Genomic DNA, 25,320 nt, shown 5'->3' on the forward strand with positions numbered 1-25,320 from the left:
GATTGCGCGAAGAGCGCGAACCAGCATGAGCTGGTTGGCCGACACGAGGACATCGGTGGCCGCCGAGAAAATTCTCGACGCGGCCGCCGAGCTGTTCGTGCGTGACGGCGTCGCCGCTGTCGGCATGAACGAGATCGCCAAGGCCGCCGGCTGTTCCCGGGCGACTCTGTACCGGTACTTCGAGAATCGCGAGGCGCTACACATCGCTTATGTGCACCGCGAGGCCAGGGCCATCACCGGGCAGGTCACCGCAGCGGTCGCCGACATCGACGATCCGACGGAGCGTCTGGTCAGCGCCGTGCTCATCAGCCTCGGCTTGGTCCGTGACAACCCGGCCCTATCGGCCTGGTTCCGCCCTGGCGAATATGTCGGCGGTTCGCTGGCGTTGCATTCGGAGGTGCTGAACGCCATGGTGTCGGCGTTTGTCAACGGGACAGTGGCGGATTCCGAATCTCACCTGCGAGCCAAATGGTATGTCCGGATGATTATCTCGCTGCTTTCCTACCCCGAGGACAACCCCGAGGACGAGCGCACTCTCATCACTGAGTTCGTTGCGCCAATGATTTCCGTAGACGTGAACCCCACGCCAGCAGCATCTGCGCAGCCCGGTGGATCAGCCACGACGCAGGCACGCTGACCACCATCGTCACCAGGAACACGATCACCACCGACCCGGTGTAGACGTGGTAGTGCAGCAGGTCAACCATCACGATCTCCATCAGGATCATGTGGATGAGGAACAGCTCGTAAGAGATCTCACCCAGCCACACCATGGGCCGCGATGCGAGAAACCTGACATACCAGCCGGTGTCACCCAACCCGGCGGGCGCGACCAACAACGTCGCGATCACAACGTAGAAGATGGATTTGGTCAGCGCTTGCGGCAGCGCCCACGGCGAGGTAGTCGGGTCTCCTGCTATCCGCGTGGACACGATGAGGTAGCAGATGATCGCGAGCGGCACCGTCACCAAGGCATAGCAGCGCACGCCCATGACGGCCAGAACAGACAAAATCATGCCGCCCACGAACCACGACAGGTAGGCCGGAAGCCACAGTTTCGCTCCGTCAGGCAAGGCACTGACGGTGTACACCACGGTCATCCACCCCGGAGTCACCAACACCAGGGCGCCCAAACCGACCAGCAGGCGCACCGGACGCCACTGTCCCCCACAGAGTTTCTTGATCAACAGCCATGCCAAGAACGGCAATGCGACATAGAACGCCGCTTCGACGGCAAGGCTCCAGATCTGCGTCATGCCTTGGTGGATATAGCGATATCCATAGTTAGAGGTGTAGATCTGGGTGAGCGTGAGGTTTCGAAGCAAGCCCAACCAGGTGTGTCCGGGGTTCGGATACTGGTCCCGGATGTGATACCAGATGTACGCGATGGCCACGAGAATCCAGTAGGCCGGCATGATGCGCCGAAACCTGTGCCAGGCATAGCGTCTCACCGAGGGTGAGGCGGTACCGTCGGCGGCCGCCCGCACCCACGGCAGGAACAGCAGAAAACCCGACAACACAAAGAAGATCGGTACACCGATCTCCAAACGGGCCTGCATCAGGTGCAGATACGCACGCCACGGGGAAACACCGTCGACGACATAGTTCCCCGTGCTGTAGGCCGCATGGGTGGCCACCACGAGGGTCGCGGCCACCGCCCGGATACCCGTGAGCGCAGCGACGCGTCCCGGACCGTGGACGACGGGGGCACTGTCAGTCGCGGGGACCGCCGTCATGGTTTCTTGGGGGACCGCTTGGGACGCTTCGCCTCCGACCGTTTGTGGTCCGTGTGCTTATGGTCTGGGTGCTTGCGATCCGTGAACTTACGGGCGGGACGCGCAGCGTCGGCCCCGCCTGCGAGGCGCAGCTCGATGAGCACACCGGAGATCCGGGTGCTTTCCAGCGCCTTCAGCGTCTTGGGCGACATCTTGGCGGGCAACTCGACAAGTGAGTGGTCAGGCCGGATCGTAATGTGACCGAAGTCGCTGCGGTGCAAACCGCCTTCGTTGGCTATCGCCCCCACGATGGCGCCGGGCATCACCTTGTGCCGCTTGCCGACGGCGATGCGGTACGTCGCCAGCCCAGGAGTTCCCGGACGTGCCTCGCGGGGCCCGCGGTCGGGGCGCTCCCCGCGCTCCTGGCGCGGGTCACGGGGCGGATCGGGCTTGAGCAGGAACTGCTCGCCGTCGCGCGACAGCACCGCCAGCGCCGCGGCGATATCGGCCACCGGCACGTCGTTATCGCGTTCGTAGTCCTCGACGAGCCGACGGAAGAGCTCGACCTCCGGTGCCGAGAGCGCGGCCGTGATGGCATCGCGGAACTTCGTCACCCGCTGGGCGTTGACATCGTCAACCGAGGGCAGCGCCTCCTCGACAAGCTTGGCCCCGGTGGCCTTCTCGATGGCCTTGAGCAGGTGCCGTTCCCGTGGAGAGACGAACAACACCGCGGTACCCGAGCGGCCCGCGCGACCGGTGCGGCCGATGCGGTGCACATACGACTCGGTGTCGTGCGGGATGTCGTAGTTGAGCACATGGGAGATGCGCTCGACGTCCAGGCCACGCGCGGCGACATCGGTGGCGACCAGAATGTCGATGGCACCGCTCTTCAGCCCGTTGATGGTGCGCTCGCGCTGTGACTGGTTGATATCGCCGTTGATCGCCGCCGCCGCGAACCCGCGCGCCTTGAGCTTGTCGGCTACCTCCTCGGTGGCCTGTTTGGTCCTGACGAACACGATCATCGCCTCGAAGGTCTCGACCTCGAGGATCCGGGTAAGGGCGTCCATCTTGCGCTGCCCGGCCACCTGGATAAAGCGCTGCCTGATGTTCTCGGCAGTGGAGGTCTTCGCCTCGACCTTGATCTCCACCGGATCATGCAGATACTTCTTGGTCAGTCGCCGGATGGTCGCGGGCATGGTGGCCGAGAACAGGGCCACCTGCTTGTACTCGGGGGTGTCGGCCAGGATGCGTTCGACATCCTCGGCGAAGCCCATGGTGAGCATCTCGTCGGCCTCGTCCAGCACCAGGTAGTCCAGGTGCGAGAGGTCAAGCGTGCCGCGCTCCAAGTGATCGATGACACGCCCGGGCGTGCCGACCACCACATGGGCGCCCCTCTTGAGCCCCGATAGCTGGACCACATACGACTGGCCACCGTAAATCGGCAGCACGTTCAGCCGGGGCATATGTGCCCCGTATCGGCCGAATGCCTCGGCAACCTGTAGGGCCAGCTCGCGCGTCGGCGCAAGCACTAGTGCCTGAGTGTTTTTCGAGGTCAGGTCGATTTTCGAGAGGATAGGGATGGCGAACGCCGCCGTCTTCCCGGTACCGGTCTGCGCCAGTCCCACGACGTCCGAGCCTGCGAGCAGCGGCGGGATGGTGGCAGCCTGGATCGCCGAGGGTGTTTCGTACCCGACGTCGGACACCGCACGCAGCACCTCGGGGGCAATCTGTAGGTCCGCGAAGGTGACGGCGTCATCCGCGCGTGGTGCAGTCGAGTCGCCGGTGTCGGGCGTGGGGATATCTGTAGAGGTCATGGCGTCAAGAAGTCTAGGCGCTAGCGCGCTCAACTCCCGCCTCCAGCGCATCTTTGGTAAATGTCGGTAGTGTGCGGGGCCGTGCGAAGGATGGATTTGGTGGGCGCGCTGACTGTGCTGCCGGCCGTGATCGTGCTCGCCTCGGCCTGCACTGGCGGCGACAGCACGGTGTCCAAGACGCCGGCCAACACCATCACATCCCCCTCGCCACCTCCCGGACCGGCGGGTTCCGCGACCAAGCCCCAACCCCCGCCCTCAACTAAGGACGACTGCGCGATCAACCTGAAGGATCCGGCCGTCGCGGCCGCCGTCGCGGTCCTACCCCCCGGCCCCAATAGCGAGGCCACCTGGAATCCGGTGCCAGTGGCGGGCAACTACAACAAGTGCGCCCCGTTGTCGGCAGTCATCGTCGCCGCGGACACCCACGAGCCCGCGCCCCCTACCCGCGCGGTGTTCTTCCACCTGGGCGGCGTGATCTCGCACGGTGTCCCCGACACCTACGGATACAACGCCATCGATCTATCGGCGAGCACCTTGGACACCGTGGTGCTCAACTTCTCCAACGGCATCCCCGGATTGGAGAGTGTGGTGTCCTTCCGCTGGAACGGATCTGGCGTGGAAAAGGTGCAACAGGCCGCACAGTAGGGCGTCTTCGTCGGTGCGAGCACCTACAGTGATCGGGTGTTCGTCCTCGACGGCCGGGTCGTCTACAGCGCTTCGGATCTTGCCTCCGCGGCCCGCTGTGAATACGCCCTGTTGCGGGCGTTCGACGCCAAGCTCGGATGGGGACCGGCTCCCCCTCGCGATGATGAACTCCTGGCGCGCACCGCGATTTTGGGGGACGCCCATGAGGCCCACCACCTTGCCGAGCTGAGGAAGCGCTTCGGTTCCGGGGTGGCCAGCATTCCCTTTCCCCCCACCTTCACGCTCGACGGACTCCATGCGGTCGCCGCTGCGACGAAACGGGCCTTCGACGACGGGATTCCGGTGGTGTACCAGGCCGCGATGTTCGATGGCCGGTTCCTCGGTTTCGCGGACTTCGTGGTCCGGGAGGACCAGACATATCGCGTCTGTGACACCAAACTGGCCCGCAGCGCCAAGGTGACGGCCCTGCTGCAGTTGGCGGCATACGCCGACAGCCTGATGGCAACAGGTGTGCCGGTGTCCCCGGAAGTGCGGCTGATCCTGGGCGACCGTTCCGCCGTTGACTATCCCGTGGCCGATCTGGTCGGCGTGTATCGCCAGCGGCGAATCCAATTGCAGGGCTTGCTTGATCGCCATCTGGCAGGCGGTGTTCCGGTGCAGTGGTCCGATGAGCACGTCCGCGCCTGCTTTCGCTGTCCCGTGTGCGATCCGGAGGTCGAGCGCACCGATGACTTGCTGCTTGTCGCGGGCATGCGGATCAGTCAGCGGGCGGCACTGCTGGACGCCGGGGTGAGCACCGTCGCGGAGCTTGCCGCGGGCCCCGGCACCGTCGCCGACATGTCGGCGCGCAGCCTCCAGCAATTGGTGGCACAGGCCGAGTTTCAGGTCCGCCAACGAGACAGTGGCACACCACAGTTCCAGGTTGCTGATCCGATTCCGCTGGGCACAATGCCCGCCCCCAATCCCGGAGACATCTTTTTCGACTTCGAGGGAGATCCGCTGTGGACCGAGGACGGCGTGCAGTGGGGGCTGGAGTACCTGTTCGGCGTGCTCGAGTATGACCGGTCCGGCAAGGAGAAATTCCGGCCGATGTGGGCTCACGATCGCCACAGCGAGCGAAAGGCCTTGATCACCTTCCTGGATCTAGTGGCCAAACGCCGCCGCCGTTATCCGGGGATGCACGTCTACCACTACGCGGCGTACGAAAAGACCGCATTGCTGCGCCTTGCCGGCCGGTACGGCGTCGGCGAGGAACAGATCGATGAGCTCTTGCGCGACAACGTACTGGTCGATCTCTATCCCGTGGTGCGCAAGAGCATTCGATCAGGTTCCAGCGGCTACGGGCTCAAGGCATTGGAGCCGCTGTTCATCGAATCCGGAAAGCGCTCCGGGGACGTCACGACTGCGGTGGATTCGATCAACGAATACGCGCGCTATTGCGCACTGCGCGATAGCGCTGACCCGGCGGCGCAGGAAGTACTGGACTCCATCGCCGAGTACAACCGTTACGACTGCGCTTCGACGCGCAAGCTCCGGGATTGGCTACTGGTGCGGGCTTTTGAGCACGGCATTACCCACCTATCCTCTTCTGCCGCTGTCGGCGACAAGGAGGAGCCGGAGCCCGATGAGATTGGCATGGCGCTGGCGACATTCGTGGGAGATGCCGGTCCGGCCGATCGTAGCGCCGAACAAACCGCGGCGGCCATGGTGTCGGCAGCACGCGGATATCACGCTCGAGAGCGAAAACCATTCTGGTGGAGCCACTTCGACAGACTGAACAACCCAGTCGACGAATGGGCGGATACCGCTGGGGTTTTCATCGTCGAGGGCGCCCAGTTGGTCGAGGACTGGCATAAATCTGGAAGTCAGCGCAAGCTCCGACGACATGTGAAACTGACGGGCGACCTCGCCGGGGGTGTCCTCGACGACAGCGTCTACGCGCTCTATGAACCGCCGGCACCGATGGGGCTCGGCGACGGGGACCCCGATCGGCGGGCATCTGGATCGGCGACGGTGGTGGAGGTCACCGAATCCGGCGGGGTACCCGTAGAGGTGACGATCCAGGAGCTCACCCCGAAGAACGGCGAGGTGTTCTCCGAGATGCCGATGGCTCTTGCACCGGGCGCGCCGGTGATGACCAAGGCATTGGAAGCCGCGATCGAGCAAGTCGCTCTGGGCGTTGCCCACCGTCTCCCTGACCTTCCCCATACCGCATCTCTCGATATTCTGTTGCGCCGCAACCCCCGTGGCGGGCCGCTACCGTCGGTAGGTGACGACGGGTATGCGGGAGCCATCACCTCCGCCTTGCGCAATCTGGACTCGTCATACCTGGCCGTACATGGCCCGCCGGGGACAGGTAAGACCTTCACCGCGGCACGCGTCATTGCCGAGCTGGTGACGCGGGAGGGCTGGCTTGTTGGCGTAGTGGCCCAGTCTCATGCCGTCGTGGAACATCTCCTGGACCAGGTCGTCGCGGCGGGCGTACCGCCCGAGCGAGTCGCGAAGAAGGCATCGCCATACAGCGGTGATGCCGCGTGGACTCAGATTCGGGATAGCGACTATGCGCGCTTCATCGCATCCCACGCCCGCGAAGGCGCGGTCATCGGAGGCACCGCATGGGATTTCGCGAACACCACCCGTGTCGCCGATGGGGTACTACGCCTGCTGGTCATTGATGAGGCCGGCCAGTTCAGCCTGGCGAATACGCTAGCGGTGGCACGGGGAGCGCAGAACCTGCTGCTACTCGGCGATCCGCAGCAGCTGCCGCAGGTGTCGCAGGGTGTGCATCCGGAGCCGGTGGACACCTCCGCGCTGGGCTGGCTCGTGGAAGGTCATGGCGCGCTGTCCATCGACCGTGGGTACTTCCTGGAGCGCTCATACCGGATGCATCCCGCACTATGTCAACGGGTTTCGGAGCTTTCCTACGACGGTGAACTTGAGTCCGCTGCGCCGGCACGCACCTTGGCTGGACAGGATCCCGGAGTACGGACGCTGCTGGTCGACCATGACGGGAACGCGACCAGCAGTCCACAGGAGGCCGAGGCGATCGCTACAGAAATCGCAGGACTGATCGGGGCGGACTGGACCGACGAATCCGGCACACGGCCGCTGGCGCAGTCCGACGTGCTGGTGGTGGCTCCGTACAACGCGCAGGTGTTGGCTTTGCGGGCCGCGCTGGCCGCTGCCGGATTAGGCGAGGTGCTGGTGGGGACCGTGGACAAGTTCCAGGGGCGCCAGGCGCCGGTTGTGTTCGTGTCGATGACCGCCTCGGCCGTCGATGACGTGCCGCGCGGTATGTCGTTCCTGCTGAACAGGAACCGGCTGAACGTGGCGATCAGCCGAGCGAAGTTCCAGGCGGTGATCGTCAGGTCGCCGGCACTGACCGAGTATCTGCCGGCCACCCCCGACGGACTCGTCGAGCTCGGAGCGTTCTTGGCCCTAAGTCCAGACCGGACCAATGACGCCGTGCCACACTGAGGTCCATGTCCTCGCTTGTGGATGACCTCGTCCAGATAGTCGGCGATCGGTACGTCAGCACCGATGCCGACGTGCTGGCCGGCCGTACGATCGACCACACCGGCCGCTACCGCGGCACCGCGAGCATCCTGATCCGGCCCGGCTCCGCCGAGGAAGTCGGCGCAATCTTGAAGGCTTGCAAGGCGCACGGCCACCCCGTCACCACCCAGGGCGGCCGCACGTCGATGGTCGCCGGGACCGTTCCCGAGCATGAGGACGTTCTGCTATCCACCGAGCGGCTCACCGAGATCGGCGCCATCGACACCGTCGACCGCCGGATCCGCGCCGGATCAGGTGTCACCCTGGCAGCACTGCAACAAGCCGCCGCCAAGGAGAACCTGCAATTCGGCGTCGACATCGGCTCACGCGACTCGGCCACTCTGGGTGGCATGGCATCCACCAACGCCGGCGGCCTGCGCACGGTGCGTTACGGCAACATGCGCGAGCAGGTCATCGGCGTGCAGGTCGCTCTCCCCGACGGATCAATCATGCAGCGCCACAGTGATGTTCGTGCCGACAATACGGGCTACGACCTCACCAGCCTGTTCGTCGGCGCCGAGGGCACCCTAGGCGTCATCACCGCGCTCGAACTGCGCCTGCATCCGGTCCCGAAACACAGCGTCGCGGCGATCACCGGGTTCGACCACCTGGATCAGCTGGTCGAGGCAAGCCGGATCTTCCGTGATCTCAGCGGAATTGCCGCACTGGAGCTCATGGACGCCAGGTTGGGCATTCCAAGCCCCGTGGACAATCCATGGCTGCTGCTCATCGAACTCGCCCGCGATAGCGACCCCACCGAAGATCTCGCCGAAGCCCTCGAGGCCGCCGGTGTGGCCGAGCGGGCCGCCGTCGGTTTGGATGCCAACTCCCGTGAACGCCTTTGGCAGGTACGCGAATCCATCGCCGAGGCGCTGGGAACGTACGGGCCGCCGCTGAAATTCGATGTAGCACTGCCGCTGACACACATCGGAGAGTTCGAGCGACGTGCCACCGCACTGATCGCGGAGAAGGTCCCCGACGCGATACCTGTCTTGTTCGGTCATGTCGGGGAGGGCAATCTGCACTTAAATGTGTTGCGCTGCCCTGACTCCACCGCGTTGTATCAGCCCATGATGACGCTCATCGCCGAGCTGGGCGGCAATGTCAGCTCAGAGCACGGAGTCGGGACAATCAAACGCGACTACCTCAGCATGGCCCGTACCCCCGGCGACATTGCCGCTATGCGGGCCGTCAAGGCAGCTTTCGATCCCACTGGGTTCCTGAACCCCGCGGTGTTGTTCGGGCGCGGCCCGGAGGGAAACGGTGCTGCCGGGCGAGAGTCATGACGCTCACCGTTGACCCCGAGAAGTTCAGCCGGGAGTGGTACGCGGCGTGGAACGCACACGACATCGAGGCGGTGCTGGCGCATTTCCACGAGGACGCGGTCTTTACCTCCGCCTATGGCGCCGAGATAGCGCCAGAGACCGGGGGCATCTTTCGGGGCAAGAAAGCGATCCGTGACTACTGGGCCGAAGCCCTCATCCGCAACCCGGATCTGCACTTCGAGCCCGTCGGCACCTACGTGGGCGCAAGGGCTATGGTCATCAACTACCGAAACCACAAGGGCGGCCTCGTCAACGAGGTCTTAATCTTCGACGGCGACAGCGTGATCGAGGGACACGGCACGTACCTGTGAACCGGTCGGCCGCATGAACAGTGCTGCCACCAAACCGATCACCAACGCAGCCACACCCAGCAGCATCGACTGGGACATCGCCGCCGAGTACGGCGCGCGCAACCCGGGCGGCAGCACCCCATCTGGCGCGGAATCGATCGAAGAGGACGGCATTGCGGACATGTTCGCAGCCAGCCGCGCCGTCATCAACGCGCCCATCGCCGAGCTGCCCACCACTCCTCCGACCTGGCGCAGCGTGTTGTAGACGCCGGACCCGGCACCGGCCACCGCGGATGGCAGGTTCCGCGTCGCGGTGGTGGCCAAGGGCCCCCAGATACACGCCATGGCAGCACCGATACCCGCTGCGGGCAGCATGAGCTGCCACATCTGAGTTTCCGGCCGCATCATCGCCGTCCACCACAACGTCGAGGCGATCATCAACGCGATGCCGCCGCCGATCAACACCGATGGACGCACCCTGTCGACAAGCCAGCCGGACACCGGCGCCAAGATCGCGCTCACGATCGCCGTCGGGGCCTGCGTCAGCGCCGCCTTGGTCGGTGAAAATCCCAGCGCCAATTGTGTATAGAACATCATGGGTAAACCGGTGGAGATCACACAAAAACTCATCGAGGCGATGCTCACACCGGCGAGCGAGAAGTTGCGGTCCGCGAACAGCCGCAGCGGAATCAGCGGTTCACCCCGATTCGCCGACTGCCACCACACGAACACGCCCAGGGCCGCCAGACCGGCCGCCATCATGCCCCATATCCCCGGCGCCCAGTGGAAGCTCTCCCCTTCCTGCAAGGCGAAGACGAACGCGAACATGCCTGTGGCGGAGAGCGCGATACCCACGAGATCCAGTCGATGAGGGTGCGTCGGCATGCGCGGGATATAGATGGCGCCCAGGATGATTCCTAGCACCCCCACCGGGACATTGACGTAGAAGATCCACTGCCAACCCCACCCGTCGACCAACACGCCGCCGGCGACCGGGCCGACCAGCGTCGCGATCCCGGCGACCGCGCCCCACACCCCCATGGCGGTCCCGCGCCGCTGCGGTGGGAACACCCGTTGCACCACCGTGAGTGTCTGCGGGGTCAGCATCGCCGCGCCGAGCCCCTGCACCACGCGCGCCGTGATCAACCAGCCGATCGATCCGGCGAGCCCGCACCACAGCGAGGCGGCGGTGAAGACGGCCAGCCCTGCCAAGTACATGGACCTCGGGCCGAACTGATCGCCGAGTCGCCCGGTGGTGAGCAGTGGCACCGCGTAGCCCAACAGGTAGGCGCTGGTGACCCACACCGTCGCCGAGTAGTCGGCACCGAAAGCGATCTTGATGGCGGGATTGGCGACCGACACGATCGTCGAGTCGAGCAAGATCATGAACAGGCCGAACAGCACCACCCACAACGTCGTCCACGGTCGCGGATACTCAGACTGCACGGCTACGGAATCTCGTCGTGGTTCAGGTGGTGACACGATTTCTCACGACGGCCAGCCCCACCAGAGCCAGCACAACCCCGATCGTCATGACGACAGCCACGGCGAGTGCGTTGTTGCCCAATGCCCCCACCAACGGCGCGATCACCGCTCCCACGCCGAACTGCGAGGCGCCCAGCACTGCCGCCGAGGTGCCGGCCGCCTCGCCATGACGAGACAGGGCCAAGGCCGGAGCATTGGGAATGACGAAGCCCATAAACGCCATCAGTGTCCACACCGGAGCCACGAAGCCGACCAGCCCACCGATACCGAGCCCGGCCAGTACCAGCAGCACCACCGCCGGAATCAGGGCCAGCGACAGGCACCACTGCACGATCTGTTGCGGTTCGAACCGCTTGAGCAGCACCACGTTCAACTGTGAGGCCGCGACAAACGCGATGGCGCCGGCGCCGAATGCGATCGCGAACACCTGCTGATTCATGCCGTACTGGCCCTGCAGCACGAAGGACGCACCCGAGATGTAGGCGAACAGACCCGACAACGACAGCCCGGCAACAAGCACCAAGACCACGAAAACCTTGTCGCGCAGCAGATCGCGATAGGTCTGCAGAATTCCCCTCACCCGCAGTGGACGCCGCGCACTCGGAGGCAAGGTTTCCGGCAGTGCCACTACCGCAAGGATAAGAAGCAGAACCCCCAGACACGACAACGCGGCGAACACGTTCTGCCATGACCCGTGTACGAGCACGGCCGCACCCAGCGACGGGGCCAGGATCGGCGCGATGCCGATCACCAGTGTGAGCCGGGAGATCACGGTGGCGGCCGCCCTATCGGTATAGAGATCCCGTACCACGGCCATCGCCACGACCATGGCCGCCGCGGCACCCACCCCTTCAATCGCGCGGAGCACACCCAGCACCACGATGTTCGGGGCGATGGTGATGGCCAGCGACGCCGCGATATGCAGGGCCGCCCCCGCGATCAGCGGCAGGCGCCTGCCGAGCGAATCCGACAGCGGACCTACCAGGAGCTGCCCCAGCCCCAGCCCCAGCAGCGTTCCGGTGAGCGTCAGCTGCGTCAGGGTCGAGTTAACGTGCAGATCCGTCCCGATATCGGGCAAGGCCGGGAGGTACATGTCGATGGTGAGCGGCCCCAGGGCAACCATCGCGCCCAGCACGGTGATGAGCCACGCCTTGCCCAGCCGGGTAGCGGGCGGCGAGATCGCATCGGCCGGTGCCGCAACGCCCACCGGTTCCTCCGTGGTCGTCTCACTCCGGGCAGCAGTCACCTCAGTCTTCAGCGCGCGCACGCGACAAAACCTTCCCTTTCCTAACAAATGTGAGCTGCATCTCACCGACTCCACCCCGCGACAGAATGTGATCGCGTCCCCCGGATCCACCCCGCCGTTGTCACACGAGACCGACGGCCGTCAACGAACTACAGCTTGCCAGTTATCGAAAACACACCCGCCGGGCTACCTGTTAAGGAACGAAAAGCGCTCGTCATTCGTCTTCACTACTGTGAGGCCAAATATTCGCTCACAACAATGTGGACCCCATCCAGCCCACCGCACTGAAGGAACACACGCCGATGAGCACTCGCATCACCGAACCGCAGCGGCAGCTCGCCTTGAGCGGTAAGGGCAAGGAACCCAAACTCGGGGCTTCCGGCAAGCTTCTCTCACTCATCCTGGACCAGAGCACCAAGGTTCAGGAACCCGCGGTCCGTGCGTATGTCCAGAAGCTACGCGCCACCCATCCCGGCGCCACACCCAGCGACATCATCACCATGTTGGAGAAGCGCTACCTGGCGACAGTGATAGGCAGTGGTGCAGCTGTCGGCGCCGCCGCCGCGTTCCCCGGGGTTGGCACTCTGGCCGCATTGTCGGCCACCGCCGGAGAGGCCGTGTTGTTCCTGGAGGCGACATCGCTGTTCACGCTGGCGCTGGCAGCGGTCCATGACATCGAGCTCGCCAAGATCGAACACCGGCACACGCTGGTGCTCGCTGTCCTGCTGGGTGAGGACGGCGAGACGACGGTGTCGGACGTGCTGGGCAAGGAGCGCACTGTCGGAGGCGGCTGGCTGGCCGAGGCCACCTCAACGCTGCCGGTGCCCGCGCTGAGCCATCTCAATGCCACCCTGCTCAAGCGGTTCACCAAGAAATTCGCGGTGAAACGCGGTGCGATGGCGTTTGGCAAGCTGTTGCCGGCCGGGATCGGCGCCGTCATCGGCGCTGGCGGTAACCGGTTCATCGGCAAACGGATAATCACCAACGCACGTCATGCCTTTGGGACTCCCCCGGCCGTATGGCCGGTGCAGTTGCGCCTGGTCGCGCCCAAAAGCTAGCAACGCACGGGGGTGGCTGTTCACGGTGCGGCCACCCTTCGGCCATCAGTGGCGCCGATGATGTCGCCTCTGTCATATCACCGTGACACCTCACCCCCGTTGGCGACGCGTTAGCCTGGTACCGGTCGCTAAACGGACTGAATATCGAACGAGACGGAGCGAGGCGAAGACTGCCGTGAACGGTTCAAATCCCCAATTCGGGCAGAATGAATGGCTGGTCGAGGAGATGTACCAGCGATTCAAGGAAGACCCGTCCTCGGTGGACTCCAGCTGGCACGAATTTCTCGCCGACTACGTGGCCGAGCCCGCGACCGACGCCGGCAACGGCCACGCCGCCGCGGCACCCACTCCTGCCCCGGCAGCCGCGCCTGTAGCACCAGCCGTACCTGCCACACCGGCACCGGCGCCGGCAGCTGCAGCACCCGCAGCACCCGCAGCTCCCGCGGCCCCAGCAGCTGCGCCGGCGGCCGCCCCGAAGCCTGCCCTTCCGCCGGTGCCCTCAGCCGAAGGTGACGAGAGTCAGGTGCTGCGCGGCGCCGCCGCGGCCGTCGTCAAGAACATGTCGGCTTCGCTGGAGATCCCGACCGCGACCAGCGTCCGGGCCATTCCCGCCAAGCTGATGATCGACAACCGCATCGTCATCAACAACCACCTCAAGCGCACCCGTGGCGGCAAGATCTCCTTCACGCACCTGCTGGGCTACGCCATCGTCCAGGCCGTCAAGGACTTCCCAAACATGAACCGGCATTTCGCCGAGGTGGACGGGAAGCCCACTGCCGTAACGCCCGCGCACATCAATCTGGGCCTGGCCATCGACCTGCCCGGCAAGGACGGCAACCGCACACTCGTGGTCGCCGCCATCAAGGGCTGCGAGACAATGGCTTTCGGCCAGTTCATCGCCGCCTACGAGGACATCGTGCGACGGGCCAGGGACGGCAAACTGACCGCCGAGGACTTCTCCGGGGTCACCATCTCGTTGACCAATCCGGGCACCATCGGCACCGTGCACTCGGTGCCCCGCCTCATGCGCGGTCAGGGTGCCATCGTCGGTGCCGGCGCACTGGAGTACCCCGCGGAGTTCCAGGGCGCCAGCGAGGAGCGCATCTCCGATCTGGGCATCGGCAAGCTCATGACGCTGACGTCCACCTACGACCACCGCATCATCCAGGGTGCCGAATCCGGCGACTTCCTGCGCACGGTGCATCAGCTGCTGCTCTCCGACGACTTCTTCGACGACATCTTCCGCGAGCTGGGCATCCCCTACGAGCCGGTGCGCTGGCGCATCGACAACCCGGACTCGATCGTCGACAAGAACGCTCGGGTGCTGGAACTGATTGCGGCATATCGCAACCGGGGCCATTTGATGGCCGATACCGATCCGCTGCGCCTGGACAAGACCCGGTTCCGCAGCCACCCCGATCTGGATGTACTCACCCACGGCCTGACGCTGTGGGATCTGGACCGCGAGTTCAAGGTCTCGGGGTTCAAGGGCCAGGAGTACATGAAGCTGCGCGACGTGCTCTCGGTACTGCGCGACGCGTACTGCCGGCACGCCGCGGTGGAATACACCCACATCCTGGAACCCGAACAGCAGAAGTGGCTACAGGAGCGCATCGAGGTCAAGCACGATAAGCCGACAGTCGCCGAGCAGAAGTACATCCTCTCCAAGCTCAATGCCGCCGAGGCGTTCGAGACCTTTTTGGCCACCAAATACGTTGGACAGAAACGGTTCTCGCTGGAGGGTGCCGAGGGTGTCATCCCGATGATGGACGCCGTCATCGACCAGAGTGCCGAGCACAGCCTCGACGAGGTGGTCATCGGCATGCCGCACCGCGGCCGTCTGAATGTGCTGGCGAACATCGTCGGCAAGCCGTACTCGCAGATCTTCACCGAGTTCGAGGGCAACCTGAACCCGGCGCTCGCGCACGGCTCCGGTGACGTGAAATACCACTTGGGCGCCTCCGGCACCTACATCCAGATGTTCGGCGACAACGACATTGAGGTGTCGCTGACGGCCAACCCCTCGCACCTGGAGGCCGTGGACCCGGTGCTGGAAGGCCTGGTGCGCGCCAAACAGGACGTCCTCGATGTCGGCACCGACGGTGGCCGCTTCACCGTGGTGCCTCTCATGCTGCACGGTGACGCCGCATTCGCCGGACAGGGCGTGGTGGCCGAAACCCTGAACCTCGCCAACCTCCCCGGCTACCGGACCGGCGGCACCATTCACATCGTGGTCAACAACCAGATCGGTTTCACCACCGCACCGGAGCATTCGCGATCCAGCGAGTACTGCACCGATGTCGCGAAGATGATCGGCGCACCGATCTTCCACGTCAACGGAGACGACCCCGAGGCGTGCGTGTGGGTGTCACGACTCGCCGTCGACTTCCGGCAGAAGTTCAACAAAGACGTCGTCATCGATCTCGTCTGCTACCGCCGGCGCGGCCATAACGAGGGCGACGATCCCTCGATGACCAACCCGCAGATGTACGAAGTGATCGACACCAAGCGCGGTGTGCGCAAGACCTACACCGAATCCCTGATCGGCCGCGGCGATATCTCGATGAAGGAAGCCGAAGACGCCCTGCGCGACTACCAGGGCCAGCTGGAGCGGGTGTTCAACGAGGTCCGCGATCTGGAGAAGTACCAGCAGCGGCCCAGCGAGTCGGTAGAAGAGGACCAGCAGCTGCCGCAGAAGCTGGTCACCGCCGTCGACAAGGCACTCCTACAACGCATCGGCGACGCCTTCGTGTCGTTGCCGGAGGATTTCACCGTGCACCCGCGGGTCAAGCCGGTGCTGGAGAAGCGTCGCGAAATGGCCTATGAGGGCAAGGTCGACTGGGCGTTCGGCGAGCTACTTGCCCTCGGCACCCTCGTCGCCGAGGGCAAGGTGGTGCGGCTCACGGGCCAGGACTCCAAGCGCGGCACCTTTACCCAGCGCCACGCCGTGATCATCGACCGCCACAACGGCGACGAGTTCAGTCCGTTGCAGCTGGTCGGCGTCGACGCCACGGGCAACCCCACCGGCGGGCGTCTCGTGGTGCATGACTCATCACTGTCCGAATACGCTGCCGTCGGCTTCGAATACGGCTATTCGGTGGGCAATCCCGACGCAATGGTGTTGTGGGAGGCGCAGTTCGGCGACTTCGTCAATGGCGCACAGTCCATCATCGACGAGTTCATCTCCTCCGGAGAGGCCAAGTGGGGCCAGCTCTCCGAAGTGGTGCTGCTGCTCCCCCACGGCCACGAGGGACAGGGCCCCGACCACACCTCGGGCCGCATCGAACGGTTCCTGCAACTGTGCGCCGAGGGGTCGATGACGGTGGCAATGCCGTCGACACCTGCCAACTACTTCCACCTGTTGCGCCGACACGCGCTGGACGGCATCACCCGGCCGATGGTGGTGTTCACACCAAAGTCCATGCTGCGCAACAAGGCCGCCGTCAGCGACATCAAGGACTTCACCGACCGCAAGTTCCGCTCGGTTCTGGAAGAGGCCACCTACGAGGATGGCGTCGGCGATCGCAGCAAGGTCCGCAGGATCCTGCTGACCAGCGGCAAGCTGTACTACGACCTACTGGCCCGTAAGAATGCCGACAACCGCGACGACGTCGCGATTGTGCGCATCGAGCAGCTGTATCCCATCCCGCGCTACCGGCTGGAGGAGACCCTCGGCCGGTATCCGGATGGTACGCAGTACATCTGGGTGCAGGAAGAGCCTGCGAACCAGGGCGCATGGCCGACCTTCGGCTTAAACCTGCCCGAGGTAGTACCGCGCCTGACCGGCCTGACCAAGATCTCGCGCCGGGCCATGTCGGCACCGTCCTCCGGTTCCTCGAAGGTGCATGCCGTCGAGCAGCAGGAGATCATCGACGAGGCATTCGCTCCCACATCCGAGTAGGAGTGAGCGAACCCAAGGTCAGGCCCGCCCCTTAGGGGGTGGGCCTGATTCATTACCGGACCCCTGCCTCGTTGCGCGCGTGTTCAATACGCTGCACCAATGACGGCCAAGCCCGCACCCGCAATCGAACCGATCACGCTACCGGTCGAGGAATGGCCACCGCTTACCGGCAAGCCCAGGCCCTCGCCCGAGGATCCTTTCTACCGGCCCCCGTCCGGCTGGGAGAACACGCTGCCGGGAAGTCTGTTGCGGCGCAGGAGAATTCGTATCGCCCTGTTCGGCATAGCCCCCCTGCGCTTGCAGGCCTGGCACCTGCTCTACCGCACCACCGATCTCCACGGCGCCCCCGAGACCACAGTGACAACAGTGCTGGTGCCCCGGGATGCCCGCGAGACGTCACCAGTCCTGGCCTATCAGTGCGCCATCGATGCGGTATCTCCACGAGCCTTCCCCTCCTATGGGCTGCTTCCCCGAACATTCGGCCTCAACCAGACTCAGAACGAACTGATGTTGATGGTGGCCGCGCTCGCCCGAGGCTGGGTGGTTTCGGTGAGCGATCACGAAGGGCCGCATGGCCTGTGGATGGTGGCCAGGCAGCCGGGGTATCACGTCCTCGATGGAGTGCGCGCAACCTTGAACGCAGGCGGCGCGCATGGCATACCCCGCCTCCCGGCCAATGCCCCCGTCGGATTCTGGGGGTACTCCGGAGGCGGGACAGGGAGCACCTGGGCCGCCGAGATGGCGCCCGTCTACGCACCGGAACTCAATGTCGTCGGAGCGCTGCTTGGCGCTCCCGCGGCTCGGCCAGGCGCGCTTGTGCGGAAGCACAGCGGCAGATTCGCGTCCGGACTCATCCCACCGGTGCTGGCCGCGATGACGCGGGCGCATCCGGGCACACTCGAATTCCTCAGTGGGCACCTGACCCAGCGCGGTCGTCAGATCATCGCCAAGGCAGCAGAGGTAAGTCTCGCGGAATCGGTCTTACGGTGGCCATTCAAGAACTTCGACACCCTCGTCGATCGGCCCATCGAAGAATTGATGAAAGCGCCCGAAATCGCCAGCGTCACGGAAGAAATGGAACTGGGGCAACGCGCACCCAGCGCGCCGGTCTACCTGTACCACGCCGTCCACGACCAGCTACTACCAATCGCGGCCTCCGATCAGCTGGCGCAGGACTACATCGCGGGCGGCACTCACGTCACCTACCGCCGCGACCGGAGCACCGAACATATTCTGCTGGCCTTGCTCGGCGGCAGCGACGCCCTCGGCTGGTTGGCGGCGCGGTTAGCGGGTAAGCCATTACCGCCGGCATCGGACGTCCGGACCGTGATCTCGACATCTCTGACCCGCCGCGCGGCATGGAGCCACCTGCACTGGCAATGGGGGATCCTGAAGCTGCTCCTCGGCCGCCTGTAGGTACCGCAACAATGGCCAATCCTTCTCGCGAGAACTTAACCAAAGAGCGAACACTGTGTTCATTTTTGCCGCCGGTACTACCGGCCAGTAACCGTCTGGGCAGCGATGATGGCGGCCCATGTATTCTGAGAACAGTTTCGAGGTTCACTTCGGCCGTTTGCCTAATCGGTGATGAACCACAAGGTCGAACTGGCGCCTTAGTGGCTAACCCCGATTCAGCGCCGATTCGTGACCACGGATCATTCTTGTTGAATACGCTGCGCGAATCCTCAGATTCTTCTACGGACATCGCCACGGCCAGTCAAGGTCGCCCGGGAAGATAAGAGCGACAAGAGCAAGGACAGGAGCCAGATGACTGCCGGCACTGCGCCCACGTCCACCCCGGCGACTCAGTCGATCGAGGACTGGCCGATGCAACTTGGTAAACCGCTACCGTCCCCAGACGACCCCTTCTTTGTCCCACCCAACGGCTGGGACAAAACCGCACCCGGCACACCCCTGCGGCGCAGGCGAGTTCGGATTGGGTTGTTCGGGCTCATCCCCCTGAGGCTGCACGCGTGGCAGGTGCTCTATCGCAGCACCGACCTACATGGGGCCCCCGAGACGACCGTGACAACGGTGCTCGTCCCGAAGAAGGCCACGGAGGCGGCGCCGCTGCTGGCCTTCCAAAGTGCGATCGACGCCGTCACCCCCAAGAGATTTCCCTCCTACTATCTGCAGCACCGAACCTTTGGCATTAACCAGTCACAAAACGAGTTTCTGCTCGCAGTGGCGGCACTCCAACGAGGGTGGATAGTCACCATCAGCGACCATGAGGGGCCGAAGGGCCTCTGGATGGCGCCTAAACAACCTGGCTATCACGTGCTGGACGCACTGCGCGCCACGATTGCGGCCTCCGGCGAGGACCGCATCCCGCAGCTGTCCATCCGCACTCCGACAGCGGTGTGGGGCTACTCGGCCGGCGGCAATGCGACCGCGTGGGCGGCCGAGCTCGCCGGTGAGTACGCGCCCGAGCTCAACCTCGTGGGGGCATTGATCGGCGCGCCCGCCCCCCAACCCGGCCCCCTCATGCACCATCTCAGTGGCCAATACTCTTCGGGGCTCATCATCATCGTGCTGGCGGCCATGATGCGGGTAAGTCCATCTATCCAGGACCTCCTGGAGAAGCACCTCACCAAAAGAGGCCGCCGGATGGTCGAGAAGGCCGAACGCCTTACCGTCATCCAGGCACTGCTGTATTGGCCATTTCTCAACTTCAACAGGATCTTCGACCGTCCCCTCGAAGAGGTGATGGACACACCAGAGATCGCTGCCCTCACCGACGCGATGACGCTGGGGCTACGCACCCCCACCGCGCCGATCTACCTCTACCACTCAATCCACGACGTACTCCTGCCGGTTTCCAGCACTGACCAACTCGCCGAGGACTACATCGCCGGTGGCGCGCACGTCACCTACCGGCGCGACCGTGCCAGCGAGCGCGTCTTCCTGCTACTGTCCGGCGGTCATGATGCCCTTGGCTGGCTCGATGAACGTATGCGCGGCAAGACATTACCGACGCGACCCGATATCCGAACGGTGTTGTCGACAATCCTCTCACCACGCGCCCTGATCATGTACGTCCGGCAGGTTGTGGCCATCGTGAAGCTCCTCGCCGGGCGGCTCTGAACCTGAGTCAGTGCGCCTTCACGGCCAGTAGCGCGGCCGCGAGAGTGCGCGCGGCCGACGGCTGCGCGGGATCCAGGCCGGTAAGTTCGGCGACCCGGCGCAGTCTGTAGTCGAGGGTGTTCGGATGCACGTGCAGCGACTTGGCCGCGAGCTGCCGTCCGTGCTCGTGCTGGAGGTACGCGCTGAGCGCCTGCTGCAAATGTGGATGTGCCGCCAGTGGCTGGACCGTCGCGGCGAGTAGATCTCGGGCTCTGCCCGGACGGGTGATCTGATACTCCAAGAGCAGATCGGAGAGCCGGTAAGCGCCCGGTGCCCGACCGAGTCTTAGTGCAAGTATGGCCAACTCACGCGCCTCGTCCGCAGCGGCGGCTATCTCACCCGGATCGGTGGCATCGGAGACGCCGAGCATGACCGGCCCCCCGGCCACCTCGGAGAACAAGGGCAGCAGCGATTCCACCTTGCCCACCGCGGGCAGCAAGATGATGCCGCCTCGGCCGTCTAACGAAGTAAGGACAGGTTCGCGCGCGTACTCGTCGAGGATGTCCTGCACCAGATGGGCACGCCGTCGTGCCACCACGGTGTTCGCCGCGGGTTCCGGCATGAACAGGAACAGCACGTTGTAGGACAGCGCCAACGTGACACTGGCGCGTTCGGCGGCCTCCGTCCACGGAGTCCCCTTGACCAACGCGTCGAAAAGGTCGCGCCGGGCCTCCGTCGTCGCACTGTAAAGGCCTTGTCGCTCTTCAAGATACGCGGCAGTGACGGCAGGTAACATCAGCTGCAGATATCGCTGCACCTGCATACTGACCGCCAGCACCTCATCGATCTCGTCGGGGGTGGCCAGTTCCCGGAGCGTCTCTATGCCGACCCGCGCGGCGACGTTGTACACCGCCAGGATCGCCGGAAGCGGAATGTCTTCCTGTGCCCGCCGTGACGCCGCCAGGATCGACACCGCGAACTCGTCTTCTGTGGGTGCCCGCGATTCCACCATGACCCGGGAGAAGATTCTGAAGTGCTGCTTGGTGAACTCGGTGATCTCACCGTCGAGGACCTCGCGTGGCAGCATCCCGTAATACGGCACCTCGGCAGCGAAGCAGTCCACCGCGCGGCGTGCCGTCTCCGGCAGCCGACGCATGAACCGATCACTGAGCGACGCCGTCATCAGCGGACTCCAACTTCTCCCACTGCACCGTGGAATACCCGTACCCTCGCGGACCACATCCGCTAGACCCCTGCGCACCCTACCGTCCCGCAGTTGAGTTCGGAGGTTTGCTCACAGGTTCATGGCACGACACGGGGGTTATTGGGGCCAGTCATAGCTTTCGGGCATGGGCCTCGTATCTTTCACAAAGATCAGGCCGAGTCACGGACTTTCCCCCGCGCCGCTCCTAGGTTTCACAGATGACTGCCATCGCCCCACGGCGTTCACTCAATGAGCTGGTCACGCGGTACTGGACCATGATGTCGAAGGTCTACAACTTCCCGTTCGTGCAACGCCATGTCTACAGCCCGGCCCAAGACGACACCATCCGGCAACTACGCGAGCACAACGCCCAGCGAATCGTAGATATCGCCTGTGGCACAGGAATATTGGCGTCCCGAATCCAGGCCGAGCTGAGTCCGGCATCGGTTTTCGGCGTCGACATGTCCGACGGCATGCTCGCCAAGGCAAGGGCCCGGTCCACCGAGGTTCACTGGAAGAAGGCACCCGCAGAACAGCTCCCGTTCGGGGACGGCACCCTCGATGCCGTGGTGACAACATCGGCATTCCATTTCTTCGACCAGCCGGCCGCGCTGGCGGAGTTCTACCGCGTGCTCGCCCCGGGCGGCATGGCCTCGGTCGCCACGATCTGCCCAAAGGAGCGCCGGTGGCTGCGTCGAGGAACCGGCGAACGTGGACCGGCGCACTTCCCTACAGCCGGTGAAATGGAGCGGCTGTTCTCCCGTGCCGGGTTTGATGTCGTCGTGCACCGCCCGGTGGCGCGGCCGATCACACCACCCCTAATTTCCGTCGACTGGATCTGCGTCGGCCTCAAGACCTGACCGTCACCACCGCCGCCCTGACAACTCCGCGCCGCCATCCATTACCCTCACTGATTGACGTCAGCCTCACAACGTAAATCTGTCAGGAGTGCTCATGGACGGCTTTAACGGCAAGGTCGCCGTGGTGACCGGCGCGGGTTCGGGAATCGGACGCGCACTGGCGGTGGAACTCGCACGCTCGGGCGCCAAAGTGGCCATCAGCGACATTGACAACGAGGGCCTGGCGGAGACCGAACGCCAGATCAAGGCCCTCGGCGCAGAGGTGCGCTCCGACCGCCTCAACGTCGCTGAGCGCGAAGCCTTCCTGCTCTACGCCGACGTCGTCAAGGAACACTTCGGCAAGGTCAACCAGATCTACAACAACGCCGGCATCGACTTCCACGGCGACTTCGAGATCAGTGAGTTCAAGGACATCGAACGCATCATCGACGTCGACTACTGGGGCGTGGTCAACGGCACCAAGGCCTTCCTGCCACACCTGATCGCCTCCGGCGACGGCCACGTCATCAACGTCTCCAGCATCTTCGGCATCATGGCATGCCCCGGCCAAAGCGCCTACAACGCAGCGAAATTCGCGGTACGCGGGTTCACCGAGTCGCTGCGCCAGGAGATGATCATCGGCAAGAAGCCGGTCGCGGTCACCTGCGTGCACCCCGGCGGCATCAAGACCAATGTGGCGCGCAACGCCACGGTCGCCGAAGGCTACGACCATGCCGAGTTCGCGAAGTTGTTCGATCTGCTCGCACGAACCAGCCCACAGGCGGCGGCACGCATCATCCTCACCGCCGTCCGCAAGAAGAAGCCACGCGTACTCGTCGGGCCGGATGCCAAGGTGATCGATGTCTTGGTCCGACTGACGGGCTCGCGGTACCAGGATCTGTTCCTTCTCGGCGAGCGGTTCCTGATGCCCAAACGTTCCCACTGACCCACTACTCTGACTATTTGACAGTCGTCTAACAAGGAGACATCTATGGAAGGCTTCAACGGCAAGGTCGCCGTGGTGACCGGCGCGGGTTCGGGAATCGGACGCGCACTGGCGGTGGAACTCGCACGTTCGGGCGCCAAAGTGGCCATCAGCGATGTCGACGCCGAAGGTCTGGCCGAGACCGAACGCCAGGTCAAGGCCCTTGGCGCAGAGGTCCGCTCCGATCGCCTCAATGTTGTTGAGCGCGAAGCCTTCCTGCTGTATGCCGATGCGATCAAGGAGCACTTCGGCAAGGTCAACCAGATCTACAACAACGCCGGCATCGCGTATCAGGGCGAGGTAGAGGAAAGCCAGTTCAAGGACATCGAACGAATCATCGACGTCGACTTCTGGGGTGTGGTCAACGGCACCAAGGCCTTCCTGCCACACCTGATCGCCTCCGGCGACGGCCACGTCATCAACGTCTCCAGCCTGTTCGGCGTGCTGTCCATGCCCGGCCAAAGTGCCTACAACTCAGCCAAATTCGCGGTACGCGGGTTCACCGAGTCGCTGCGCCAGGAGATGATCATCGGCAAGAAGCCGGTCGCGGTCACCTGCGTGCACCCCGGTGGCATCAAGACCGCGATCGCACGCAATTCCACTGCCGCGGAAGGCTACGACGTCAAGGCCGGGGCCGCGTTGTTCGACAAGTACCTGGCGAATACCAGTCCCGAAGCGGCCGCACGCATCATTCTCACCGCGGTCCGCAAGAAGAAGCCCCGTGTGCTCGTCGGCCCCGACGCCAAGATCCTCGATGTGATCGTTCGAGTCACCGGAGCGCGCTACCAGGACATCTTCTCCCTGGTCACCCGCTACGTGCTACCCAAGCCCACGAAGAAGTAGCTTCCCGGGGTTGATCATTCGCGCTGCCCGGCTATCGCGCAGCGCGAATGATCGACGGCAGGAAGGTTCCGATGATGGCCTGGTCGAAGACCATCGTGCTGGGAAGCCGGTTGTGCACGATCGCCACCGAGATATTGCGTTTCTGGTCAGCCCACCCGAACGAACCGCCGGCTCCGATGTGCCCGAAACCGCCACCGATTATCGGCACCGTCAACGAGTGATACCCGCGGTGCCACCCCATCGGCAGCCCCAGCGTGTGATCGATCCGGTAGCTGTTCTTACGGGCCAGTCCCTGGGTGATTTCCGGCGAGAGCAGCCGTATCCCGTCGACACTGCCATCCCCCGCCAGGGCGGCGTAGAGCTTGGCCAGCGCGGGCGCGGTACAGCAGGCGCTGCCGGCGCCGCACCGCAGATCCATCACCGGGGCACTCGCATGCCCGTCGTCGGCCAGCAGCATCTCGGCACCGGGCTGGTACAGCGTCGAGGCCGCCCCCTTGGCCCCGGGCATTTTGTCGAGCGCCCCCATCACCGGCGGGGCCGCCCGCCGAATGAAGCCCGACCTGGCGACCCGATCCAAATACGGTGTAAGGGCGGCCGATTCGGAGGGCGCACCTTCGGGAGGCCGCCCCATATGGATTCCGTCGACTCCGAGCGGCTCGGCAAGTTCGGTGCGATACAGCTCTTCGAGGTCCTTACCGGTGACGGCCTTGGCGAGCCGGCCCATCAGCCAGCCGATAGACAGCGCGTGGTACGCGGGCTTACCGAAGTATCTGTCGACGGGCGCGGCGGCGAGCCGGTCCGCCATCAGGTCCGGATCGAACATCTCCTCGTAGTTGTGCGCGATGCCCGTCAGGCGTGACAACCCTGCGGTATGCGACAGGATCTCGTCGACCGTGATCGCACCCTTGCCCTGCGCGGCGAACTCGGGCCAGTACCGCGAGACCGGCGCGGAGTAGTCCAGCAGACCGCGATCCACCAGCCGGTGAATGATCGTGGCGGTGACTCCCTTGGACGCCGAGAAGATCACCGGCGCCGTGTCCCGCGTCCACTGCTGCCCCAGCTGCGCGAGCCCTGCCCACAAATCGAGTACGGGTTCGCCGTCCACGTACACGCAGATGGCGCCGCCGCCGACGTGGTACCTGGTGAAGGCAAGGGAGAAGACCCGCACCACTCCCCGGAACTCGGGGCGGGCCCAGCCATTCACCCCTGGTGGCAGCTCCACACCGCGTTCCGGCGACGGGTAAGCGAAGGGCAGGGGGGCGGGTTGTGACGATTCAGTGGCCGCGTCGTCGAAGCCATGAGGTTGTGCCATAAGTAACACTGAGTACCAGGTACTCGAGGTCAAAACAAGA

At 64.5% G+C, this 25,320-nt stretch carries 18 protein-coding genes; 12 read left to right on the forward strand and 6 right to left on the reverse strand.

The window, feature by feature from the left end; all coding sequences use genetic code 11:
- The first annotated feature begins 25 nt into the window (after positions 1-25).
- Positions 26-637 (forward strand): TetR/AcrR family transcriptional regulator, encoded by a 612-nt coding sequence (locus tag B4400_RS08955; protein ID WP_078309547.1) that lies wholly within the window; start codon positions 26-28, stop codon positions 635-637.
- On the opposite strand, the gene B4400_RS08960 is transcribed toward B4400_RS08955, so the two are convergent.
- Both B4400_RS08960 and B4400_RS08965 read right to left on the reverse strand, forming a co-directional pair.
- Positions 540-1,736, reverse strand: a complete 1,197-nt coding sequence (locus tag B4400_RS08960) for an acyltransferase family protein (RefSeq protein WP_078309550.1) — start codon at positions 1,734-1,736, stop codon at positions 540-542. The two genes, B4400_RS08955 and B4400_RS08960, sit on opposite strands and share 98 nt — an antisense overlap.
- Complete coding sequence (locus B4400_RS08965; RefSeq protein ID WP_078309552.1) at positions 1,733-3,529, reverse strand: DEAD/DEAH box helicase; 1,797 nt, start codon at positions 3,527-3,529, stop codon at positions 1,733-1,735. Before B4400_RS08965 ends, B4400_RS08960 begins: the two co-directional genes overlap by 4 nt.
- A gap of 90 nt (positions 3,530-3,619) precedes the next feature.
- Here B4400_RS08965 and B4400_RS08970 point away from each other — a divergent pair, with 90 nt between their 5' ends.
- Genes B4400_RS08970 through B4400_RS08985 form a run of 4 tightly spaced genes read left to right on the forward strand, consistent with a single transcriptional unit; the run spans position 3,620 to position 9,365 of the window.
- Positions 3,620-4,174 (forward strand): LppP/LprE family lipoprotein, encoded by a 555-nt coding sequence (locus B4400_RS08970; RefSeq protein ID WP_078309554.1) that lies wholly within the window; start codon positions 3,620-3,622, stop codon positions 4,172-4,174.
- Between the two features lie 36 nt (positions 4,175-4,210).
- The gene (locus B4400_RS08975) at positions 4,211-7,651 is read left to right on the forward strand and encodes a TM0106 family RecB-like putative nuclease (RefSeq protein ID WP_078309556.1); all 3,441 of its coding nucleotides are present in this window, start codon (positions 4,211-4,213) and stop codon (positions 7,649-7,651) included.
- Positions 7,652-7,656: 5 nt separating this feature from the next.
- A complete protein-coding gene (locus B4400_RS08980) occupies positions 7,657-9,015 on the forward strand; it encodes an FAD-binding oxidoreductase (protein WP_078309558.1) in 1,359 nt (452 codons plus the stop codon).
- Positions 9,012-9,365, forward strand: a complete 354-nt coding sequence (locus B4400_RS08985; protein WP_078309560.1) for a nuclear transport factor 2 family protein — start codon at positions 9,012-9,014, stop codon at positions 9,363-9,365. The genes B4400_RS08980 and B4400_RS08985 overlap by 4 nt, the downstream gene beginning before the upstream one ends.
- On the opposite strand, the gene B4400_RS08990 is transcribed toward B4400_RS08985, so the two are convergent.
- Both B4400_RS08990 and B4400_RS08995 read right to left on the reverse strand, forming a co-directional pair.
- Entirely contained in the window at positions 9,315-10,790 is a 1,476-nt protein-coding gene (locus tag B4400_RS08990; protein ID WP_139359860.1) for a DHA2 family efflux MFS transporter permease subunit, read from the reverse strand. The two genes, B4400_RS08985 and B4400_RS08990, sit on opposite strands and share 51 nt — an antisense overlap.
- 22 nt (positions 10,791-10,812) lie before the next feature.
- The gene (locus B4400_RS08995) at positions 10,813-12,096 is read right to left on the reverse strand and encodes a multidrug effflux MFS transporter (protein WP_078309563.1); all 1,284 of its coding nucleotides are present in this window, start codon (positions 12,094-12,096) and stop codon (positions 10,813-10,815) included.
- A gap of 281 nt (positions 12,097-12,377) precedes the next feature.
- Here B4400_RS08995 and B4400_RS09000 point away from each other — a divergent pair, with 281 nt between their 5' ends.
- The 4 genes from B4400_RS09000 to B4400_RS09015 all read left to right on the forward strand — a co-directional run bounded on the left by B4400_RS09000 (position 12,378) and on the right by B4400_RS09015 (position 20,118).
- Positions 12,378-13,133 (forward strand): hypothetical protein, encoded by a 756-nt coding sequence (locus B4400_RS09000; RefSeq protein ID WP_078309565.1) that lies wholly within the window; start codon positions 12,378-12,380, stop codon positions 13,131-13,133.
- Between the two features lie 175 nt (positions 13,134-13,308).
- A complete protein-coding gene (locus B4400_RS09005) occupies positions 13,309-17,034 on the forward strand; it encodes a multifunctional oxoglutarate decarboxylase/oxoglutarate dehydrogenase thiamine pyrophosphate-binding subunit/dihydrolipoyllysine-residue succinyltransferase subunit (protein ID WP_078309567.1) in 3,726 nt (1,241 codons plus the stop codon).
- A gap of 99 nt (positions 17,035-17,133) precedes the next feature.
- Entirely contained in the window at positions 17,134-18,450 is a 1,317-nt protein-coding gene (locus B4400_RS09010) for a lipase family protein (RefSeq protein ID WP_078309570.1), read from the forward strand.
- Between the two features lie 351 nt (positions 18,451-18,801).
- Positions 18,802-20,118 carry a lipase family protein gene (locus tag B4400_RS09015; RefSeq protein WP_078309573.1) on the forward strand — a complete coding sequence of 439 codons (1,317 nt, stop codon included), beginning with the start codon at positions 18,802-18,804 and terminating at the stop codon, positions 20,116-20,118.
- A gap of 7 nt (positions 20,119-20,125) precedes the next feature.
- On the opposite strand, the gene B4400_RS09020 is transcribed toward B4400_RS09015, so the two are convergent.
- Positions 20,126-21,280 carry a PucR family transcriptional regulator gene (locus tag B4400_RS09020; RefSeq protein ID WP_078309575.1) on the reverse strand — a complete coding sequence of 385 codons (1,155 nt, stop codon included), beginning with the start codon at positions 21,278-21,280 and terminating at the stop codon, positions 20,126-20,128.
- A 239-nt stretch (positions 21,281-21,519) separates the two neighbouring features.
- On the opposite strand from B4400_RS09020, the gene B4400_RS09025 reads away from it, so the two are divergent.
- The 3 genes from B4400_RS09025 (at position 21,520) to B4400_RS09035 (ending at position 23,968) form a co-directional block, all read left to right on the forward strand.
- Positions 21,520-22,161 (forward strand): class I SAM-dependent methyltransferase, encoded by a 642-nt coding sequence (locus tag B4400_RS09025; RefSeq protein ID WP_078309577.1) that lies wholly within the window; start codon positions 21,520-21,522, stop codon positions 22,159-22,161.
- Positions 22,162-22,255: 94 nt separating this feature from the next.
- Positions 22,256-23,086, forward strand: a complete 831-nt coding sequence (locus tag B4400_RS09030; RefSeq protein WP_078309886.1) for an SDR family NAD(P)-dependent oxidoreductase — start codon at positions 22,256-22,258, stop codon at positions 23,084-23,086.
- A gap of 45 nt (positions 23,087-23,131) precedes the next feature.
- Positions 23,132-23,968: an SDR family NAD(P)-dependent oxidoreductase gene (locus B4400_RS09035; RefSeq protein ID WP_078309579.1), complete on the forward strand. Its 837-nt coding sequence runs from the start codon at positions 23,132-23,134 to the stop codon at positions 23,966-23,968.
- A 31-nt stretch (positions 23,969-23,999) separates the two neighbouring features.
- On the opposite strand, the gene B4400_RS09040 is transcribed toward B4400_RS09035, so the two are convergent.
- The gene (locus B4400_RS09040; protein ID WP_078309580.1) at positions 24,000-25,280 is read right to left on the reverse strand and encodes a serine hydrolase domain-containing protein; all 1,281 of its coding nucleotides are present in this window, start codon (positions 25,278-25,280) and stop codon (positions 24,000-24,002) included.
- Positions 25,281-25,320 lie beyond the last annotated feature (40 nt).

The organism is Mycobacterium sp. D16Q13 (genome assembly GCF_002013375.1).
Lineage (GTDB): Bacteria > Actinomycetota > Actinomycetes > Mycobacteriales > Mycobacteriaceae > Mycobacterium.

Bases quoted from the DNA above. Each gene is read 5' to 3' on its own strand.
- B4400_RS09025 (WP_078309577.1), top strand. From the start codon at position 21,520: ATGACTGCCATCGCCCCACGGCGTTCACTCAATGAGCTGGTCACGCGG.
- B4400_RS08965 (WP_078309552.1), bottom strand. From the start codon at position 3,529: ATGACCTCTACAGATATCCCCACGCCCGACACCGGCGACTCGACTGCA.
- B4400_RS09040 (WP_078309580.1), bottom strand. From the start codon at position 25,280: ATGGCACAACCTCATGGCTTCGACGACGCGGCCACTGAATCGTCACAA.
- B4400_RS09020 (WP_078309575.1), bottom strand. From the start codon at position 21,280: ATGACGGCGTCGCTCAGTGATCGGTTCATGCGTCGGCTGCCGGAGACG.
- B4400_RS09000 (WP_078309565.1), top strand. From the start codon at position 12,378: ATGAGCACTCGCATCACCGAACCGCAGCGGCAGCTCGCCTTGAGCGGT.
- B4400_RS08960 (WP_078309550.1), bottom strand. From the start codon at position 1,736: ATGACGGCGGTCCCCGCGACTGACAGTGCCCCCGTCGTCCACGGTCCG.
- B4400_RS09015 (WP_078309573.1), top strand. From the start codon at position 18,802: ATGACTGCCGGCACTGCGCCCACGTCCACCCCGGCGACTCAGTCGATC.
- B4400_RS08985 (WP_078309560.1), top strand. From the start codon at position 9,012: ATGACGCTCACCGTTGACCCCGAGAAGTTCAGCCGGGAGTGGTACGCG.
- B4400_RS08980 (WP_078309558.1), top strand. From the start codon at position 7,657: ATGTCCTCGCTTGTGGATGACCTCGTCCAGATAGTCGGCGATCGGTAC.
- B4400_RS09030 (WP_078309886.1), top strand. From the start codon at position 22,256: ATGGACGGCTTTAACGGCAAGGTCGCCGTGGTGACCGGCGCGGGTTCG.
- B4400_RS08955 (WP_078309547.1), top strand. From the start codon at position 26: ATGAGCTGGTTGGCCGACACGAGGACATCGGTGGCCGCCGAGAAAATT.
- B4400_RS09010 (WP_078309570.1), top strand. From the start codon at position 17,134: ATGACGGCCAAGCCCGCACCCGCAATCGAACCGATCACGCTACCGGTC.
- B4400_RS09035 (WP_078309579.1), top strand. From the start codon at position 23,132: ATGGAAGGCTTCAACGGCAAGGTCGCCGTGGTGACCGGCGCGGGTTCG.
- B4400_RS08970 (WP_078309554.1), top strand. From the start codon at position 3,620: ATGGATTTGGTGGGCGCGCTGACTGTGCTGCCGGCCGTGATCGTGCTC.